At 73.8% G+C, this 19,214-nt stretch carries 11 protein-coding genes; 6 read left to right on the top strand and 5 right to left on the bottom strand.

Annotated features, from left to right (window positions below; all coding sequences use genetic code 11):
• The first annotated feature begins 180 nt into the window (after window positions 1-180).
• A complete protein-coding gene (locus tag QWM81_RS14205; RefSeq protein WP_290112261.1) occupies window positions 181-1,650 on the top strand; it encodes a glycoside hydrolase in 1,470 nt (489 codons plus the stop codon).
• 35 nt (window positions 1,651-1,685) lie between these two features.
• Here the strand turns inward: QWM81_RS14205 and polX are convergent, their stop codons facing one another.
• Window positions 1,686-3,413 (bottom strand): DNA polymerase/3'-5' exonuclease PolX, encoded by a 1,728-nt coding sequence (gene polX, locus QWM81_RS14200; protein WP_290112259.1) that lies wholly within the window; start codon window positions 3,411-3,413, stop codon window positions 1,686-1,688.
• Between the two features lie 492 nt (window positions 3,414-3,905).
• On the opposite strand from polX, the gene QWM81_RS14195 reads away from it, so the two are divergent.
• A complete protein-coding gene (locus tag QWM81_RS14195; protein WP_290112257.1) occupies window positions 3,906-4,586 on the top strand; it encodes an esterase/lipase family protein in 681 nt (226 codons plus the stop codon).
• 30 nt (window positions 4,587-4,616) lie between these two features.
• Here the strand turns inward: QWM81_RS14195 and QWM81_RS14190 are convergent, their stop codons facing one another.
• Window positions 4,617-5,468 carry a UbiA family prenyltransferase gene (locus QWM81_RS14190; RefSeq protein WP_435372366.1) on the bottom strand — a complete coding sequence of 284 codons (852 nt, stop codon included), beginning with the start codon at window positions 5,466-5,468 and terminating at the stop codon, window positions 4,617-4,619.
• Window positions 5,469-5,574: 106 nt separating this feature from the next.
• Here QWM81_RS14190 and QWM81_RS14185 point away from each other — a divergent pair, with 106 nt between their 5' ends.
• From QWM81_RS14185 to QWM81_RS14170, 4 genes are read left to right on the top strand one after another with little or no spacing between them, the layout of a single operon-like run.
• On the top strand, window positions 5,575-6,642 hold the full coding sequence (locus tag QWM81_RS14185) for a type III polyketide synthase (RefSeq protein WP_290112256.1): 1,068 nt from the start codon (window positions 5,575-5,577) through the stop codon (window positions 6,640-6,642).
• A 13-nt stretch (window positions 6,643-6,655) separates the two neighbouring features.
• Window positions 6,656-7,207 carry an isoprenylcysteine carboxyl methyltransferase family protein gene (locus QWM81_RS14180; protein WP_290112255.1) on the top strand — a complete coding sequence of 184 codons (552 nt, stop codon included), beginning with the start codon at window positions 6,656-6,658 and terminating at the stop codon, window positions 7,205-7,207.
• The gene (locus QWM81_RS14175; protein WP_290112254.1) at window positions 7,204-8,220 is read left to right on the top strand and encodes an NAD(P)/FAD-dependent oxidoreductase; all 1,017 of its coding nucleotides are present in this window, start codon (window positions 7,204-7,206) and stop codon (window positions 8,218-8,220) included. Before QWM81_RS14180 ends, QWM81_RS14175 begins: the two co-directional genes overlap by 4 nt.
• 43 nt (window positions 8,221-8,263) lie before the next feature.
• Window positions 8,264-9,133, top strand: a complete 870-nt coding sequence (locus tag QWM81_RS14170; protein ID WP_290112253.1) for an oxygenase MpaB family protein — start codon at window positions 8,264-8,266, stop codon at window positions 9,131-9,133.
• A 162-nt stretch (window positions 9,134-9,295) separates the two neighbouring features.
• Here the strand turns inward: QWM81_RS14170 and QWM81_RS14165 are convergent, their stop codons facing one another.
• The 3 genes from QWM81_RS14165 to QWM81_RS14155 all read right to left on the bottom strand — a co-directional run bounded on the left by QWM81_RS14165 (window position 9,296) and on the right by QWM81_RS14155 (window position 19,203).
• Window positions 9,296-16,756: a type I polyketide synthase gene (locus QWM81_RS14165; RefSeq protein WP_290112252.1), complete on the bottom strand. Its 7,461-nt coding sequence runs from the start codon at window positions 16,754-16,756 to the stop codon at window positions 9,296-9,298.
• Between the two features lie 64 nt (window positions 16,757-16,820).
• Window positions 16,821-17,963: an SDR family oxidoreductase gene (locus tag QWM81_RS14160; protein ID WP_290112250.1), complete on the bottom strand. Its 1,143-nt coding sequence runs from the start codon at window positions 17,961-17,963 to the stop codon at window positions 16,821-16,823.
• 679 nt (window positions 17,964-18,642) lie between these two features.
• Window positions 18,643-19,203, bottom strand: coding sequence for a DUF2165 domain-containing protein (locus tag QWM81_RS14155; protein ID WP_290112249.1), 561 nt, complete (start codon window positions 19,201-19,203; stop codon window positions 18,643-18,645).
• Window positions 19,204-19,214: the final 11 nt, after the last annotated feature.

Here is a 19,214-nt window from a genome sequence, read left to right as displayed (position 1 = left end):
TTCCCGGCCGACAGGTGCGGCGCTGACCGCGGAAGCCTAAACGGAACATGTGGACGATTGCCAATGCCGTGCCACCCGGCCGGTAGAAAGCGCTGTCACACCTCTCGACAAGCCCCCGGGCCCGACCCCATCCTTCATGGGCAATGGGGCGACATGGCATGGACGCGACAGGAGTTTCCCATGAGGCGCAGGACCTTACTGACCGCCGCCGGCGGCACGCTACTGGGCAGCGCGCTGACGGCGGGTTCCGCCCGGGCCGATGCGACCATCGCGGTCGACCCGCGCGCCACCTACGGACGATGGGAGGGCTGGGGCACCTCGCTCGCCTGGTGGGCCACTGTGTTCGGGGACCGCGACGACTTCGCCGACGCCTTCTTCACCACCAAGCCGGTCGCCTACAACGGCAGGACGCTGCCCGGCCTCGGCCTGAACATCGCCCGGTACAACCTCGGCGCGTGCGGCTGGAACAGCGTGGACGGGGCGCGCATGGTCGCCTCCCCCAACATCCCCCGCTTCAAGCAGATCGAGGGCTTCTGGCAGGACTGGCGCAACGAGGACCCCGCCTCCTCCGCCTGGAACTGGTCGGCGGACGCCGCACAGCGCGCCGCGCTGGTCAAGGCGGTCCAGCGGGGCGCGGTCACCGAGCTGTTCGCGAACTCGCCGATGTGGTGGATGTGCCTCAACCACAATCCGTCCGGCGCGGGCGACGGCGGCAACAACCTCCAGCCCTGGAACCACCAGCGGCACGCCGCCCACCTGGCCACGGTGGCGCTGCACGCGAAGAACAGGTGGGGTGTGAACTTCGCCTCCGTGGAGCCCTTCAACGAACCGGCGTCCAGCTGGTGGACGGCGACCGGCACACAGGAGGGCTGTCACATGGACGCCTCCGTCCAGGCCGCCGTACTGCCGCACCTGCGCACCGAACTCGACAAGCGCGGCCTGACCGGCACCCTGGTCTCCGCGTCCGACGAAACCAGCTACGACCTCGCCCGCACCACGTGGAACTCCTTCGGCACGTCGACCAAGGCACTGGTGGACCAGGTGAACGTGCACGGCTACCAGGGCTCCGGCGGGCGGCGCGACCTGCTCCATACGGACGTCGTCACCACGGCGCGCAAGCGGCTGTGGAACTCGGAGTACGGCGACAGGGACGGCACCGGCCTGACCATGGCGTCCAACCTCTGCCTGGACCTGCGCTGGCTGCATCCCACCGCCTGGTGCTACTGGCAGGTGATGGACCCCTCCGCGGGCTGGGCGCTGATCCACTACGACGCCGCCACCCTGAAGCCGGGCGCCGTGCAGACCAAGTTCTACGTGATGGCCCAGTTCAGCCGGCACATCCGCCCGGGGATGACCATCCTGGACACCGGCGTGGGATACGCGACCGCGGCCTACGACGCGGCGGGGAAGCGGCTGGTCCTCGTGGCGGTCAACACCGGGGCCGCACAGACCCTGACCTTCGACCTGTCCCGGTTCACCCAGGTGAGCGGCGGCACCGGCGGGCTCGTACGGCGCTGGAACACGCACACTTCCGGCGGCGGAGACCTGTACGCGGAGCACACGGACACGCGTCTGAACGGCAAGCGGCTGAGCGTGCCCTTCGCGGCGGCGTCCGTGCAGACGTTCCAGATCGACGGAGTCGTGGCGTAGACCCCCGAACCCGCCCGCAGCGGCCGGACCGTTGCTCAGGGCCTGCCCTTGCGCAGGAAGCGGCGCAGCTTCGCCAGCGGCCAGGTGTTGATGACGTCGTCCTTCGTCAGCCAGCCGCGCTGGGCCGTTCCGACTCCGTACCGCATATACGGCAGATGAGTGATGGCGTGCGCATCGGAGTTGACCGCGAACTTCACGCCGTACCGTTTCGCGCGCAGGATGTCCTCGTCGCGCAGGTCGAGCCGCTCCGGATGGGAGTTGACCTCCAGTGCGGTGCCCGTTCTCGCGCAGGCCTCGAAGACCGCGTCGAAGTCGGCCTCCACGCCCGGCCGTTTGCCGATCAGGCGGGTGGTCGGATGCCCGATCACCGTGACGTTCGGGTGCTCACAGGCACGGACGAGCCGGCGGGTCAGGTCCTGCCGGCTCTGGTTGAAGTACGAATGGACGGATGCCACGCACAGGTCGAACCCGTTGAGGAACTCCTCGGGCCAGTCGACGTCCCCGTCCGGGCCGATGTTGAGTTCCGTGCCGTGCAGCAGTCTCATCCCGTGATGCCTGCGGTCGAGTCCGCGTACGCGCTCGCGCTGCGCCAGGATCTTCTCCTCGGTCATGCGCTGCATGAAGAGGTTGGGCGCGTGGTCGGTGATGGCGTAGTACGCGTAGCCACGGGCGGCCGCGGCGGCGACCATGTCCTCCAGTGGGGCGAGGCCGTCGGTGAGGTCGGTGTGGGTGTGCAGGTCGCCCTTGATGTCGCCGTCGGTGACGAGGTCGGGGAGTTCGTCCCGCAGTCCGGCCGCGATCTCGCCCCGGTCCTCGCGCAGCGGTGGCGGGATCCAGGGCAGGCCGAGCCGGGCGTAGATCTCCTCCTCGGTCTCCGAGGTGATCACGTCGCCGCTCTCGGCGTCGAACAGTCCGTACTCGGAGAGTTTGAGCTTGTGCCGCACGGCGATCTCGCGGGTGCGGATGTTGTGCGCCTTGGATCCGGTGAAGTACTGCAGCCCCGCACCCCAGGAGGACGGCGGAAGGACCCGTAGGTCCACCTGGAGGCCCTTGGTGGTACGGATGGACATCTTCTTCTCGCCCCCCGCGATGACCTCGGCCGTGGCCGGAAGGCCGCCGAGCGCCTCCATGAACGGCGCCGACCGCTCGGCGGCCACCAGGACGTCGATGTCCCCGATGGTCTCCCGCATACGGCGCAGCGACCCGGCGTAGGCGCACCGCTCGCAGCCCGGGATCCGGGACAGCTCGGCGACGATCTGCTCGGCGACGTCCATGGCGGCGTTGATGAGGATCCGGCCGCCGCCCGCCTTCTGCATGAGCGCGATGCCGTGGAGGATGTTCGCCTCGGTCTTCTCGCCGAAGCCCTTGAGGTCGCGGAGCTGCTGCTGGTGGATGGCGTCGAGCAACTGGTCCACGGAGGTGATGCCCAGCTCCTCATGGAGGACCATGGCCTTCTTGGGCCCGAGGGTGGGGATGGTGATCAGCTCGCGGACCCCGGCGGGGATCGTCGCCCGGGTCTCCTCGACCGTGGAGACCCGGCCGGAGCGCAGGTACTCGATGACCTTGTCGGCGATCGACTTGCCGACGTTGGGGATCTCCCTGAGGCCCTTGGCGTCGAGCGTGGAGATGTCGGCGTGGTAGCCGCCGATGGCACGGGCGGCCTTCTCGTAGGCGCGCGCCTTGAAGGCGTCGCCCCCGGTGATCGCGATGAGGTCGGCGTACTCCTGGAGCAGCGCTTCGACCTCCTCGTTTGCTCGGGCCATACCTCCAGGGTGCGCCGGAAACGCCGGCCGGGCACACCTGGGGGCCGCCACGCGGGTCGCCCGCGGGGCGAACGGGCGTGCGCGCGGGCACCGCGCCCCTCCCGGGCGAGGGCGGCATGCGCGCCGGTGGGCTCGTGCGGCGGACCAGGGCAGGCACCTCGCTGACGTCTCAAAACAGGCCCGGCGGCAGGCCTGTTGACGGCCGCGCACAGGCGGGTGCGGCGTCGCTCCGGACGACTTGGCCCCAACCGTGGCTTGTGGCCCGCTGGTTGGCGCCGACGCTTGCCCGGCTTCCGCGAAAGCGTTTTCCAACTGCTGCGCGCGGGCATCGAATTCTCAGACCAGCCGCAACCAGCATCCGTACGCGTTTCCCCTTCCGACGCGCCACTCCTCCACGCCCCGAAGGCCGCACCCGGCCTCCCGTCGACGGGGCGTGTCCGCTGTCCGTGCCGACGAGCCGTCCCGGCATCCCCCACGATCTGGAGACTTGTCATGCGCATTCCATACCGCACCGTCGGCACCCTCGCCGCCGGAGCTCTCGCCACCCTCACGGTCCAGGCGCCGGTGGCCGGCGCCCAGCCGGCCGCGGCCGCCCCCCACCCGATCGTGTTCGTCCACGGCTGGAACTCCAGCGGATCCGCCTGGGACACCATGGCCGCCCGGTTCGCCGCCGATGGCTGGCCCGCCAGTCACCTCGACACATGGACGTACAACACCGGCCAGTCCAACGCCACCACCGCCTCCCAGCTCGCCCAGGAGATCAACCGCGTCCTCGCGGCCACCGGCGCGACCAAGGTGGACGTCGTCACCCACTCCATGGGCGGCCTCTCCTCGCGCTACTACACGAAGAACCTCGGCGGTGACAGCAAGGTGGACGCCTGGGTGTCCCTCGGCGGGCCCAACCACGGCACCGACACCGCGTACTTCTGCGGCGGCGCGTCCTGTACGGAGATGCGCCCCGGCTCCAGCTTCCTGACCGCCCTCAACTCCGGCGACGAGACCCCCGGCGTATCGAGGTACGCCACATGGTGGTCGCCCTGCGACAGCGTCATCAACCCCGACAGCAGCGTGGCCCTGTCCGGCGCCACCAACACCCGGACGGCCTGCCTGAGCCACAGCGACCTGCGCACCGACGCCACCGTCTACAGCCAGGTCAAGTCCTTCGTCGGCTGAGACGCCGGGCGGGGCCGAGCCGTTTCGCGGTTACGTCAGCGCGGCGCCGCGCCAGACCAGGAGAGCCACGTCGATGCCGGCCACGGCCACCGAGGCGGCGAACGGGGCCTCCGTGCGGTGGCGGCCGAGGGCCGCGCCGGCCACGGCCGTCAGCGCGGCCACCGACAGCGCGGCCCAGCCGACGGGGCCGCGGTGGCCGGGCCCGCCGAGGACCAGGAGCGCGGACGCCGCGACCAGCGGGAGCGGCATCAGCAGCCGCGTCCGTGCCGGGCCGAGCCGCTGCGGCCAGCCGCGCACGCCCGTGACCAGGTCGGACCGGATGTCCGGCAGGACGTTGCCCAGATGCGCGCCCACGCCCAGCAGCGCGCCGGACACCACGACCCACCAGGCCGGCCACGGGCTGCCCGGCAGGCCGAGCGCGACGAACGCGGGCAGGGCCGCGAACCCCACCGCGTACGGAAGCCAGGACAGTGCCGTGGCCTTCAGCCCCAGGTTGTACGCCCACGCGGCGCCGATCCCGAGGAGATGCACGCCTCCGGCGAGTGCGCCGCAGGCCAGGGACAGCGGCACGCTGAGCACCAGCGCCACGAGGCTCGCCGCCCATACGGTCGTGGCGCCGACCGCGCCGGACACCACCGGTTTGCCGTACCGGTCGGCCGCCCGGTCGCGCCGGGCGTCGACGGCGTCATTGCACCAGCCCACCGACAGCTGACCCGACAGCACCGCCGCGCCGACCAGCAGACAGCCGCGCCCGTCCTGCCCGGCCGACGCCGCCAGCGCCGTCATCAGCAGCGTGACGGCCACCGCCGGGCCGGGGTGACAGGCCATCACCAGCCCTGCCGGCAGCCCCCGGAGGCGTACCCCATCGCGCGTCCCGTCCACGCGCCGATCGTAGGCGCTCAACGGGCGATCAACGGGCGGACAACCGGTACGACCGCGCGGCGGGAGGGCACACATGGGGGCACGATGCCCCAGACATGGAGCCCTGATGACCCGGATCGCAGCCGTCCACGGAGTCCTGGCGCCGCACCGGCACGCCCAGCGCGAGATCACCGACATGGTGGCCCGCGACTGCCTGCCCGCCGGCGCCGACCGGCGCGTCCTCGACCGCCTGCACCACAGCGCGGCGGTGCGCTCACGCCATACGGCGCTGCCGCTGGACCGGTACGGCGGCCTGGACGACTTCGGCGCGGTCAACGACGTCTTCATCGCCACAGCCGTGGACCTCGGTGCCGAGGCGATCACCGGCGCGCTGTGTGCGGCGGGGCTCTCCGCGCGCGACGTGGACCTGCTGATGTTCACCTCCGTGACCGGCATCGCCGCACCCTCCGTGGACGCCCGGCTCGCCGGGCGGCTGGGTCTGCGGCCGGACGTCAGACGCCTGCCGGTCTTCGGGCTGGGGTGCGTCGCCGGGGCGGCCGGGATCGCCCGTCTGCACGACTACCTGCTGGGGCGGCCGGACCACGTGGCCGTGCTGCTCTCCGTCGAACTGTGCTCCCTGACCTTCCAGCGGGCCGACACCTCCGCGGCCAACCTGATCGCGACGGCCCTCTTCGGCGACGGAGCCGCCGCCGTCGTCGCCTGCGGCGCCCGCAGGCATACGGCGGCGGGCGCCACCGGACCGACCGTGGTGGCGAGCCGCAGCCATCTGTATCCGGACACCGAGCGGTTGCTGGGCTGGGACATCACCGCTTCCGGCTTCCGCGTCGTCCTCGATCCCGCGGTCCCGGACGTGGTGCGCAAGAACCTCGCCGCCGACGTCGACGGCTTCCTGTCCGACCACGGACTCGACCGGCGCGATGTGACGGCCTGGGTGAGCCACGCCGGCGGGCCCAAAGTCCTCGACGCGGTCGAGGAGGCGCTCGACCTGCCGGACGACGCCCTCGACGTCAGCCGGCGCTCGCTCGCCGAGACGGGCAACCTGTCGTCGGCGTCCGTCCTGCACGTCCTGCGCGACACGCTGACGGCGGGGCGCAAGCCGCCTTCGGGCACCCCCGGTCTGCTGCTCGCCATGGGGCCGGGTTTCTGCACCGAACTCGTCCTGGTGCGCTGGTAGGGAGCTGAGCCTGGTGATCTGGTACACGGTGCTGGTGCTGGCGGTCGGCGCGGAGCGCGTCGCCGAACTCGTGGTCGCCCGTCGCCACGCGCGCTGGAGCCTGGCTCGTGGTGCCGTCGAGTTCGGCCGGCGGCACTACCCCGCGATGGTGACCCTGCACACGGCGCTCCTCGTCGGCTGTCTGGCCGAGGTGTGGGCGGCGCGACGGCCGTTCCACCCCGGTCTCGGCTGGACCATGCTGGCGGTCGTCGTCGCGGCGCAGGGCCTGCGGTGGTGGTGCGTACGGACGCTGGGGCCGCGCTGGAACACCCGCGTCCTCGTGGTGCCGGGACTGCCGCTGGTGTCGGCCGGGCCGTACCGGTGGCTGCGCCACCCGAATTACGTGGCGGTGGTGGCGGAGGGCGTCGCGCTGCCCCTGGTCCACGGGGCCTGGCTGACCGCCACGCTCTTCACGGTGTTCAACGCCGCGCTGCTCACCGTACGCGTCCGCTGCGAGGACGCGGCGCTGGGGGCGGGTGGTGCGGCCGCTCCGGTGCGGGCGGCGGCCGGGGGCGGGGCGGGGTGATCGACCTGCTCGTGGCGGGCGGCGGGCCCGCCGGCCTGGCCACGGCGATCCACGCCGCGCTGGCCGGGATGGAAGCGGTGGTGATCGAGCCGCGCCCCGGCCCGGTGGACAAGGCGTGCGGCGAGGGGGTCATGCCGGGCGGCGTGCGGTCCCTGCGCGCGCTGGGCGTGGACCCGCCCGGCCACCGGCTGCGCGGCATCCGGTACGTGGACGGCCGGCACCGCGCGCAGGCCGACTTCCGTGACGCCACCGGCCTGGGCGTACGCCGCACGGAACTGAGCGCGGCACTGGCCCGGCGCGCCGCGGAACTCGGCGTTCAGGTGCTGCCCGGCCGGGTCGGTGAAGTGTCGCAGGGGCCGGACGCGGTGAGCGCGGCGGGGCTGCGGGCCCGGTGGCTCGTCGCCGCGGACGGCCTGCACTCCCCCGTCCGCCGCGCGCTCGGCCTGGACCTGCCCGGTCCGCGGCCGCGGCGCTACGGCCTGCGGCGGCACTACCGCATCGCGCCGTGGTCGGACTTCGTCGAAGTGCACTGGTCGCGCGGTGGCGAGGCGTATGTGACCCCGGTCGGCGACGGCCTGGTCGGGGTGGCCGTGCTGAGCACCGCCCGACGCGCCTACGACACGTGCCTGGACCACTTCCCCGAGCTGGCCGGCCGCCTCCGTGACGGTACGGCCGTGAACGCCGTACGCGGCGCCGGGCCCATGCGGCAGCGGGTGCGCGGCCGGGTGGCCGGCCGGGTGCTGCTCGTCGGTGACGCGGCGGGTTACGTCGACGCGCTCACCGGCGAGGGCATCGCGCTCGCGCTGGCGTCGGCCGAGGCGGCGGTGGGGTGCCTGCGGGCGGGGCGGCCGGAGGCGTACGAGCGTGCCTGGCGGCGGCTGTCGCGCCGGCACCGGCTGCTGACGGAGGCACTGGTCCGGGTCGGTTGCCGTCGCGAGACGGCCCGCCTGGTCGTTCCGGCGGCCGCCCGCATGCCGCTGGTCTTCACGGCGGCCGTGCGCGCGCTGCAATGACCACACCCGGAGGAACGCGGCGCGGACGGCGGATACTGGTCGCATGGACCTCGCGCCAGGGCTCCCCCGGTTGCGGGAGCGACTCGGCCACAGCCTGTTCACCCGCGTGGCGGGTCCCGCCGGCCCGGTCAACCGCGCCCGCATCCACGGCACACCGGGGCCTCGCTGGTTCCCTCCCGGCCGCCCCATCCGTACCGTCCACGGCGACGCGTCCATGTTCATCGGCGGGCTGAGGGCGCTGTTGCTCCAGTCCCTGCACCCGCTGGCCATGGCGGCCGTGGCGGCTCATTCCGGCTACCGCGGCGACCCCTGGGGGCGGCTCCAGCGCACCAGCACCTTCCTCGCGGTGACGACCTACGGCATGGCCGACGACGCGCAGCGGGCGGTCGACCACGTGCGCGCGGTGCACGACCGCGTGCGGGGCACCACGGCCGAGGGAGAGAGCTACCACGCCGCCGATCCGCACCTGCTCGGCTGGGTGCATGTCGCCGAGGTCGACAGTTTCCTGTGCGCCCACCGGCTCTTCGGCGCGCGCCCCCTGGACGACGAGGGTTACGACGCCTACGTCGCCGACACCGCGCGCGTGGCGGCCGCGCTCGGCGTGCCGGAACCGCCGCGCGACCAGGCCGAGCTGGCCGAGCGGCTGGCCGCGTACCGGCCGGAACTGCGGGCCACGCGCGAGGCCCGGGAGGCCGCGCGCTTCATCCTGCTGCGGCCGCCCCTGCCGCTGGTCGCCCGCGCCCCGTACGCCGTGCTCGCCGCGAACGCGGTGTCCACGCTCCCGGGCTGGGCGCGCGAACCCCTGGGGCTGCCGCACGTGCCGGGTGTGGAGGACACCCTCGTACGGCTGACCGGGCACGCGATGACCAGGACGATCCGGTGGGCCATGACGCCTCCGCCGCCCGCCCCCTGACCACCGCCCGCACCACGGCCTGCCGGGTCTCACCTCTCCTACAGGCACCGCACGCTCGTCCGCAAGCGGTCGCGGAAGGCGTGCGGCGTCCCGTGGGGTACCGCGCGGGCCACCGGGACGGCGGGGACCTTCAGGTCCAGGCGGCGGTGGCGGCGTCCGGGGTCATCGGTCGTCCTGTTTCCCGGGGCTGTCGCAGGGGTTCGTGGCGCGGCTCAGGGCGCGGTCGACGCGGTCGGTCAGGCCGTTGACGCTGCCCGCGGCCATCAGTTCCATCACGGGCAGCTCGCAGCCGAAGGCGCGGTGCAGGGACGCCTTCAGCTGCGTACCCATCAGGGAGTCCAGCCCGAGGTCCGCCAGGTTGGCCTTTCGGTCGACGCGGTCGGGCGTGGTCTGGAGGACGGCCGCCGCGAGTTCGGCGAGAGCGTCGCCGATCAGGGCGTGGCGTTCGGCGTCGCCGCCCGCCTCCGCCAGCCGCCGCCGGAAGTCCTCCGCGTCGCCGCCCGGCCCCGTCGAGCCGTCCGTGTCGTCACGTTGCCGCTCGAAGCGGGGGCTTCGCAGGCTGGGCAGCACCTGGGCCAGGCGCCGCCAGTCCACGAGGCCGACGACGGCCGACTCCGCCGAGCGGCCCAGGAAGCGGTCCAGCGCCGCGCACGCGGCGTCGGGGCTGATCAGGCCGAGGCCCGACCGCTCGATGGTGTCCGACAGGAAGCTCCGCGCCACGTAACCGGTCTGGCCGATGCCGCCCCAGGCGAGCGCGAGCCCGGGCAGGCCGGCCGCGCGGCGGGCCCGTACGAGCGACTCCAGGACGAGGTTGGCGGCCGCGTACGGAGCCTGGTGCAGGTTGCCGACGTGGGCGGCGAGGGAGGAGTGGACGACGAAGAAGTCCAGCGGCCGGTCGCGGGTCAGCTCGTCCAGCACCGCCGCCCCGGTGGCCTTGGCGGCGTGGACGGCCTCGAACCGCTGTGCCGTCAGCTCCTCCAGCGGGGTGTCGTCCAGGTGCATGGCGGCGTGCACCACTCCCCGTACGGGCCGCCCCTCGGCCTCCGCCCGCTCGAAGACGGCCCGGACCGCGTCCGCGTCGGTCACGTCGACGGCGTGCGGCACGGCGTGTACGCCCTGCCGGCCGAGTTCGGCGATCAGTGCGGGGGCCTCGGGGGACGCCGCGCCACGGCGGCCGAGGAGGGCGAGGGACCGCGCTCCGCGCCGGGCCAGGTGGCGGGCGGTGGCGGCGCCGAGGCCACTGAGGCCGCCGGTGACGAGGTAGGTCGCCCGGGGATCGAGACGCAGGGGGGCGTCCGGCTCTTCGATCCGTACCGGCTCGGTGCCGTCCATGGTGACGACGACCTTCCCGAGGTGCCGGGAGTGCCGCAGGCTCGCGAGGGCTTCCTCGATGCGGGAGGCCGGGTAGGTCTGGTGGGGCAGCGGGCGGTGGACGCCCGCGGCCACCCGCTCGGAGACCTGCTGGAACGCTGCTGCCGCCTCCTGCGGTGCCTCGGTCACCAGCCGGGTGATGTCCACCCCGAAGTAGGCGAGGTTGTTGCGGAACGGGCGCAGCAGCAGCGGCTGGTTGGCGTAGATGTCGCGCTTCCCGAGCTCCACGAAACGGCCGCCGGGGCGCAGGCATTCGAGGCCGCGCGCGATGGCCTCTCCGGCGAGGGAGTTGAGGACGACATCGACGCCGCGGCCGTTCGTCAGCTCCTTCACCTGGTCGGCGAAGGACAGGCCGCGTGAGTCGAGTACGTGCCGGGCGCCGAGCATGCGCAGCAGGTCGCGTTTGGCGGGGGTGCCGGCCGTGGCGATGACATGGGCGCCGAGCCGTTCGGCGCAGCGCAGGGCGGCCAGGCCGATCCCGCCGGCTCCGCCGTGCACCAGCAGGGTCTCGCCGGGTGCCAGGCGGGCCAGCGTCTCCAGGCTGTGCTGCACCGTCAGATGGACCGCGGGCAGGGTGGCCGCCTCGCTGTAGCGCATGCCGTCGGGCATGCGCCCGGTCTGCTCGGTGCGTACGCGTACGTGGGAGGCGAGGGTGCCGTGTCCGAAGGCGAAGACCCGGTCTCCGGCCGCGAGGCCGGTCACGCCCGGGCCCACCGCGACGACGTCGCCCGCGCACTCCAGGCCCAGCGCGGGGCCGCCCGGCACCGGGGGCTCGGCGTCCGGCGGCAGCAGCCCGGCGGCCAGCATCACGTCACGGTAGTTCAGCGCGGCCGCGCGTACGGCGACGACGACCTCGCCGGGCCGCGGGGTCGGCGGCTCGGCCGCGACCCACACCGGGCGGGGCGCGAGCCCGGGGTCGCGCAGTTCCAGGGCGTACGGACGGTCGGTGGTGGCCCGCGCCGTGCGGGGCGGGCAGTCGGCCAGGCGGGGCACGAAGCGGCCCCGGCCCGTCAGGACGATCTCGTCCTCCCCGGTCGGGTCGAGCAGTTCCGCCACCAGCCGCGCGGCGTCACGCCCGGGGTCCGCCGACCGGTGCAGGGACACGCGGCGTACGGGTAGGCTCGGGTGTTCGTTGGCCAGGACGCGGCCGATGCCCCACACGGCGGCGTCCTCCGGCGCGCCGGTGCGCTCCGGCGCCGGGAACAGGCCGGTCGGTCCGGTGACCAGCCACAGGGGTCGTGCCGGCTCGCCCTCGGCTGCCTTGCAGGCGCCGGCCGCGGCCTTGACGGTCGCGGCCCGGCGTACGGCCCGGGCGGTCAGTTCCTGCGGTCCGGCCGCGTCGGCGCTTTCGCAGAGGACGACCACACCGTCCGGCTGTGGACCGCGGGGTGCACCGTCGTCGGCGCTGGTGGTGACGGCCTCGGTGGCGCCCGCCCCGGTCAGCGCGGATGCCAGCGCCTGTCCGAGCGCGCTGCCGGGGCGCTCGGTGACGATGTGCCACCTGCCGCCGGGCAGGGTGGGCGCCGGGCGGCCCGATAGGGGGGCGGGCGCGGGTGCGGGTGCGGGGCGGCGCGCGACGAGGACCGAGTAGTCGTCCCGGTACTCCGCCACGGAGCTGCTCACGTCGGCGACGTCGTCGAAGCCGCACTCCTTGAGCAGGGGCGTCCACCGTTCCCGGGGCAGCAGCGGACTGCTGCGCAGGTCGGTGTCGCGGAAGGCCCAGAAGCCGTCGAGGAGCCCGAAGCACGGGCCGAGGATCTCCACGTCGTGGCTCTCGACCGCGAGGAGGTGTCCGCCGTCGGCCAGGAGCGCTCCGACGCGGCGCAGGGTGGCCCGCAGGTCGCTGGTGGCGTGCAGGACGTTGGCCGCCACGACGACATCGAAGCCGCCGTGGTCCAGGCCCTGTTCGGCCGGGTCGCGCTCCAGGTCGAGTGTGCGGTACTCGATGAAGTCGTGCGCCGCGAAGCGGGCCTGGGCGCGGGGGAAGAACGCCGGGGAGACGTCGGTGTAGACGTACCGGGTGACGGCTGCCGGGAGGACGGGCAGCAGGGCGCCGGTGACGCCCCCGGTGCCGGCGCCGACTTCCAGCACGCGCAGCGGCCGGTCGGCGGGCCACGACTCGATCGCCGCCGCCAGGAGGCAGCGGGCGTACCGGCCTTGGAGCCGTGCCTGGGGGGTGTCCGTGTAGAAGGCTTCGACGTGGTGGCGGTCGGCCTCGGAGAACAGCAGCTCGGTCGGGTCCGTCTCGCCGCGCAGGACCTGCGTCAGGTGCAGGCCGCACCGGTTGTAGACGGCGATGGCGGAGATCCATTCGGGGAACCGTGCCACGCACGCGCGGGTCAGCTCCAGCGGGCGCGGGGTGCCGGTGCGGACCCACCGCTCGGGCGGCTCGTGCCCGGTGGCGGTCGCGCGCCGGAGCAGGCCCGCGTCCTCGGCGAGGTGGGCGAGCAGCCGCAGGTACGCGGTGTGCTTGCGCCGCACGCCCGCCGTGATGAGGTCCTCGGTGGTGAAGGACTCGGCGTGCGGGAGCAGGTCGGCGAACGACTGGGCGGCCCAGTGGCCGACGGTGAGCTTGAGCCGGGGGGCGAAGGAGGCGTAGCGGGTGCCGTGGTCCTCTTCGAGGGCGGCCCGCGCGGTGGCGGTCGCGGCGGCGAGCGCGCCGGGAGCGGGCAGCGGCGCGGGGTCCGCCGCCGGGCGGCCGGTTCGTGGCGCGGCGCGCAGGACCGGGGTCAGCTGCTGGGGCGTGCGCTGCCGCCGGGTGACGACGCCCCGCAGCCGGCAGCCGCCGATGCGGGCGCGGACGGTGCCGTCGTCGTCGGTGAGGGTGATGTCGAGGATGGCGTGCCGCTCGTCGAGGTCGAGCAGGCGCACATGGACGAGCCCGTTCTCGGCGGGCTGTCCCCATACGCGTACGGAGCCGAGCGCGGTCGGCAGGTAGACGCGGCCGGCGCGGGAGGCGGCCGCCAGCAGGGGGGACGCGGCCTGCACGGCGCCGTCGAGGAGGGCCGGGTGCGCTTCGTAGGGCCCTTCCCCGGGCGGGGCGGGGGCGGTGTAGGACGCCAGCACCTCCCCCTCGCCGACGTACAGCTCGGTGAGGACCTGGAAGCGGGGGCCGTAGCCGAGACCGGCCTCGGCGGCCTGCTGGTAGTGGCGTTCGGCCGCGATCCGCGGCCCGGTCAGCCGGGAGCGGACGGCGGCGACGTCGAGGGGCTCGGGCACCGGGGCGAACAGCCGGCGGGCCCGGCCGCGGGCGTGTGTCCGCCATGGGGCGGTGTCGCCCGTGCGGGAGGCGATGTGCACGATCCCGTCCTCCGGCGAGAGGGAGGTCTGCAGGACCACCTCCTCGGTCTCGTCGTCGCGGGGCAGGACGAGGGGGCGGACGATGTCGAGGTCGGTGACTTCGGCGGGTGCGGCGAAGGTGTGGCGGCCCGCGGCCAGGGCGGCTTCCGCGTAGGCGGTGCCGGGCAGGACGACCGCTCCGTCGACCTGGTGGTCGTACAGCCAGGGGAAGCGCCCGGTGGTGACGCTCTGGTGCCAGGCGGGTCCGGCGACGGGGGCCCGGCGGCCGAGGGTGGGGTGGACGGGGGTCTTGTCCTGCGGCAGGTGGGCCCACCAGTCGGGGGAGCCGTTCCAGTGCCGCTCCCGCTGCCAGGGGTACGCGGGCAGCGGCACGACCCGGCCGGGCCGTGGGAAGCGGCCGGTGACCGCGTCGGTTCCGGCCGCCACGAGGTGCGCGACCGCGCGGCGTACGGACTGCGGGCCGCTGCGGCCGCGCCGGCAGGTGGGCACCACGGCTCCGGCCGGCAGGAGGCGGCGCAGGTAGGGGGTGAGGACGGCGTGCGGGCCGATCTCGACGAAGAGGGTGCACCCTTCGTCGGCCAGGGCGCGTACGGCGTCGGCGAAGAGGACCGGTTGGCGTACGTTGCGCCACCAGTGGTCGGCGTCGAGCCGCTCCGCGTCGAGGAGCCCGCCGGTGACGGTGGAGGCGAAGGTACGGCGGTGGGGGCGCGGCGCGAGACGGGTGAGCGCGGCGCGCAGGTCCTGTTCGATGCCGTCCATCGCGGTGCTGTGGAAGGCGTAGTCGAGGTCCAGCTCGCGGAAGAAGACGTCCCGCAGGAAGAGCCGGCGTCCCAGGTCCGCCAGGGCGGCCGGGTGTCCGGCGATGGTGACGTCGGTGTCGCTGTTGACGCCGGCCAGTTCCAGGCGGCCCTGGTGGGCGGCGAGTTCCTTCTCGGCCTCCCGGCGGGACAGGCCCACGGCCGCCATCCGGCCTCGGCCCGCGGTGAGGGCCTGGGCGCGGCTGCGTTCGGCCACCACATGACAGGCCGTCCGCAGGTCGAGCGCGCCGCTGACGTACGCGGCGGCGATCTCCCCGACGCTGTGACCGACCGTCGCGTCCGGTTCGACTCCGTACGCCGCGAGCAGCCGGACCAGCCCCGCCTGGACGGCGAACAGCAGGGGCTGGGCGACCTCGGTGAGGGCCAGGCGCGGCTGGTCGGCGGTGAGTTCCCCGACGACCGACCAGCCGAGCCGGGGGCGCAGTTCGGCGTCGGCCTCCTCCACGGCCGCCCGGAAGACGGGTTCCTCGCGCAGCAGGTCGGCGCCCATGCCGGGCCATGGGGAGCCGTTGCCGGAGAACACGAACGCCACCTTGCCCGGATGGCCGGTGACGGCCGCGACGCCCGAGTCCGGCTCCGTGCCGCCGGCGACGGCGTGCAGGGCGTCGGCGGCGTCGGAGGGGCTGTCAGCGAGGACCGCGGCGCGGTGCTCGTGCCGTCGCCTGCGTACGGTGGCGGTCCAGGACAGGTCGTAGAACTCCTGGGGGTCGGCGAATTCGAGACGCTGCGCCATGCGGCCGGCGGCCTCGCGGAGGGCTTCGGGCGTGCGGGCGGAGACCACGACCGGCAGTGGTCCGGTGCGCGGGGGGCGGCTCGGGGTGTCGTCGGGGGGACCGGCGAGAACGATGTGGGCGTTGGCACCGCCGAAACCGAAGGAGTTCACCCCGGCGAGCGGCCGGCCGGTCCCCGCCAGCGCCTCCGTACGCAGCACGGGCCTGATGCCCCAGCCGGTGAAGTCGATGTCCGGGTTGAGGGGTTGGGCGTGCAGGGTGGCCGGGATCCTGCGGTGCCGCAGCACCAGCAGGGCCTTGAGCAGTCCGGCGATTCCGGAGGCGGCTTCGAGGTGCCCGATGTTGCTCTTGACGGAGCCGATGGGCAGCGCCCCGGTGGTACGGCCGGTGCCCAGTGCCCGGCCGATGGCCTCGCACTCGACGGGGTCACCGGCGCGGGTGCCGGTCCCGTGGGCCTCCAGGTACGCCAGGTCGTCGGGGGTCAGCCCGGCGCGGGCGTACACCTCCCGCAGCAGCCGGTACTGGGCCGTGGTGCTGGGCAGGGCCAGCCCGGGCGTACGGCCGTCGTTGTTGGTGCCGCTCGCGAGGATCACCCCGTGGACGGGGTCGCCGTCGGCGCGGGCGTCGGCCAGGCGTTTGAGCAGGACGAGGCCGCCTCCCTCGGCGCGGACGAAGCCGTCCGCGTCCGCGGAGAAGGCGCGGCACCGGCCGGTGGGCGACAGCATGGAGGCGCTGGAGAACCCGGCGTAGCCCTGCGGGTTGATCAGGATGTTGACGCCGCCGGCGAGCGCGGCCCGCGACGCCCCCGACCGCAGGTGCTCGCACGCCTGGTGCACGGCGGTGAGCGCCGAGGAGCAGGCGGTGTCCACGGTGACGCTCTGTCCGTGCCAGTCGAAGAAGTGGGAGATACGGTTCGCCGCGATGGCGCCCGCCATGCCGGTGACCGTGTAGGCGTTTCCGGTCTGGGGTGCACACGCCTGGAGTTCGCCGTAGTCGCGGCTGGAGCAGCCGATGAACACGGCGGTGTCGGAGCCGCGGACCAGGCCGTGGTCGATGCCCGCGTCGTCGAGGGTCTCGGCCGCCAGCTCCAGCAGGAGCCGTTGCTGGGGGTCCATCCGGGAGGCTTCGCGCGGCGAGATGCCGCTGAAGTAGGAGGTGTCGAATCCGGTGATGTCGTCGAGGAAGCCGCCGGCCGCCGTGTAGCTCGTACCGGGCCGCGGCCTGCGTCCGTCGACCAGGTCGGCCGTGTGGAACCGGTCCGCCGGGACCTCGGTGACCACGTCACGACCGACGAGCAGTACCGCCCACAGGTCCTCCGGCCCGTGGATGCCACCGGGCAGGCGGCAGGCGGCTCCGACGACGGCGATGGGCTCGCAGGACGGGGAGGTGGGGGATGCCGACAAGGTGTTTCTCCGCGATGGTGTGTGCTCGGTCGGGCAGGGAAGCGCAGGGACGCGCGCCGTCGGATCAGCCGCTCACTATCCCGGTCGCCGGTACGGGGCCGGCGGCGGCACGAAAGCCCAGGGCGCCGCGGAGGTAGTCGCCGTCGATGGGCGGCGGGGGTGCGAGGTGCCGGGTGAGGGCGAGGGTCGCGGAGCGGTCGTAGCCACGGGTGTGGTGGCAGTAGCTCAGGAAGCCGGGGAGGTGGGCCTCGATGAACCGCTCGGCCGGGGTGGGGTCGGGCAACCGCTCGACGCATGCGAGGCGCAGTCCGGGGTAGCGGGCCTCGATCGCCCGGGTGATCGTGCTCATGGTGGTGTTCACGGGGTGCACGATGTGGAAGGTGTGTACGCCGCTGTCGTGGTCGTACCGGCTGTCGTGGGCGACGCACAGCATGGCCTGGGTCGCGTAGGTGTCCTGCACGATGTTGAACGTCGCGCCGGGCGGCACCGGCAGGCGCAGCCGCAGCGTGTCACCGGCCCGGCGCTCGGCGGGGATGCCCGGCGCCCCGCCGTGGGCCACGGCGTCGATCATGTCCCCCAGTACCTTGAGCGGATGCCCCGGCGCGCCCTCGGGGAGAGGCTCGCCGGTGGCCACGATGCTGGGCCGCAGGACGAGGGCCGTGCGGCCGAACCGGCGCGCCCAGTCCCTGACCAGCAGCTCCGCCTGGTACTTGGAGGCGTCGTAGTGGGTCTCGAAGCCGTGGGCGTCGCTCAGGTCGTCCTCCGCGACCACCCCGGTCCTGCGTCCGCCCGCGACCGCGACGGTGCTCATGTGGACGAGGGGGGTGTACGGGGGTGTGAGCGCGGCCAGTTCCAGGATGTTCGCGGTGCCCCGCACATTCGCGCGGAAGAGACGTTCCCGCTCGCCGGTGAGGGCGATGTCCCCCGCGCAGTGCCATACGGCGCCGGTCTCCTCCGCCAGCCGCCCGTAGACGGACGGGGCGAGCCCCAGCCAGGGCTGCGTGATGTCACCGCGCACACAGCGCAGCCGGCTTCGCGCCGGTGCGTCGATGCCGCGCCCCGCCGCCGCTTCCAGGGCCGCAAGCACCCGCGCGCGTAAGTCGGCGCCCCGGCCCAGCACGACGACCACCCGTTCGCGGGTGGTCAGGAGACTGAGGAGGAGGCGTGAACCCAGGAACCCGGTCGCGCCGGTGAGCAGAACGGTCACCGGAGAAGAATGACCCAATGGCACCGAAACGCCAAACACTATATGCATACGATATGTCACTTTGAGCAACAGACTCCACATGTGCAGCGTCCCGGTGCCGTGACGACCGCCAGCGCGAAACCCCCGCTGCCGCCCGCCCGTTGGGCCGCCGTGGCCGTTGGTGGCCCTGGCTGGTGTACGCCCAGTCCTGGTGGCGACCGGGGATCAGCGGCTGGTGTCGCGGATGGCCGCGCCACGCTGGTACTCGTACGCCTGCGTGGCTCCGACGCCGAAGTCGAGCGGCGCTGCCGGCCTGGTTCACCCGGAGTCTGTTCATCCCCGTCAAAGCGCTGGTGACCGACCTGCTGTGTCTGACAGCGGGTTTCGGCGCGATGGTGTTCCTCTTCCAGGACGGGCACCTGGCCGCCTGGCTCGGCGGGACGGCGAGCGGCGCCACTGCTGGTGATCGGCGTCCTCGTCGACGCCACCGTCGTCCGGTGCCTGCTGGTGCCCTCGGCGATGACCCTCGCTGGGCAGTGGAACTGGTGGCTTCCGCTGCGTTCGCACCGCGAGGCCGCCCGGCTGCGCGTCCCGCGCCCTCGCGGGGGGAGTCCGCGTGAGCCGCCGCGTATCAGGCTCGCCGCGGCCCTGGTGACGGGCCTGGCGGGCGGAGCGCTCCGCCCACCAGGCCCGTCAGCCGTCACCCGTCGGCGTCGCCCTCGGGCCGGGAGCGGGACGGAAGGTGCACCACCACGAGCGTGAACGCGGCCAGCATGACGTTGCGGGCGGCGGCGTCCAGACCGTTCCAGTCCGAGGACTGCCACATGGCGAACCACTCCCCGCCGATGGCGATGAACCCCAGCCCGAACAGCAGCAGCACCATCACCAGCCCGATCGTGCTCGCCCGGCGGGCACGGACATGGGTCCCACGGCGCAGCCCCGCCACCCAGAGCCATGTGGCGAGCAGGAGGACACCGGCGGTCAGGATCTCCCAGAGGATGATGGCGAGGTAGACGGCGTTCTGCACGGCGGTCGACTCGATCGCCCGCCACATCAGGTCCGGGTCCTTGAAGGTGGTGTCCATCGCCAGGACGTGCTGGACGAACTGCTGGTTGGTGCCGAAGTCCGTCACGTTGCCGAACGCCACCAGGGTCATGTAGAGCGCGACGGTGCCCGTCAGCACCGTCGCGGTGACGGGCAGAGTGCCGAGCCGGAGCCATCGCTCCAGCCGGGTACCGGTGCGCTCGCCGCCGCCTGCCATGTGTCGTCCCC

This window comes from Streptomyces ficellus (assembly GCF_030406405.1).
Taxonomy (GTDB): domain Bacteria; phylum Actinomycetota; class Actinomycetes; order Streptomycetales; family Streptomycetaceae; genus Streptomyces; species Streptomyces ficellus_B.
The sequence above is the reverse complement of the archived record's forward strand: the minus strand, read 5'-3'. Positions and strand labels throughout refer to the sequence as shown.

What these genes read in the sequence shown, in the direction of transcription:
- QWM81_RS14185 (WP_290112256.1), top strand. Translation starts at nt 5,575, where the DNA reads ATGACCCGGATCGCAGCCGTCCACGGAGTCCTGGCGCCGCACCGGCAC.
- polX (WP_290112259.1), bottom strand. Translation starts at nt 3,413, where the DNA reads ATGGCCCGAGCAAACGAGGAGGTCGAAGCGCTGCTCCAGGAGTACGCC.
- QWM81_RS14170 (WP_290112253.1), top strand. Translation starts at nt 8,264, where the DNA reads ATGGACCTCGCGCCAGGGCTCCCCCGGTTGCGGGAGCGACTCGGCCAC.
- QWM81_RS14155 (WP_290112249.1), bottom strand. Translation starts at nt 19,203, where the DNA reads ATGGCAGGCGGCGGCGAGCGCACCGGTACCCGGCTGGAGCGATGGCTC.
- QWM81_RS14195 (WP_290112257.1), top strand. Translation starts at nt 3,906, where the DNA reads ATGCGCATTCCATACCGCACCGTCGGCACCCTCGCCGCCGGAGCTCTC.
- QWM81_RS14205 (WP_290112261.1), top strand. Translation starts at nt 181, where the DNA reads ATGAGGCGCAGGACCTTACTGACCGCCGCCGGCGGCACGCTACTGGGC.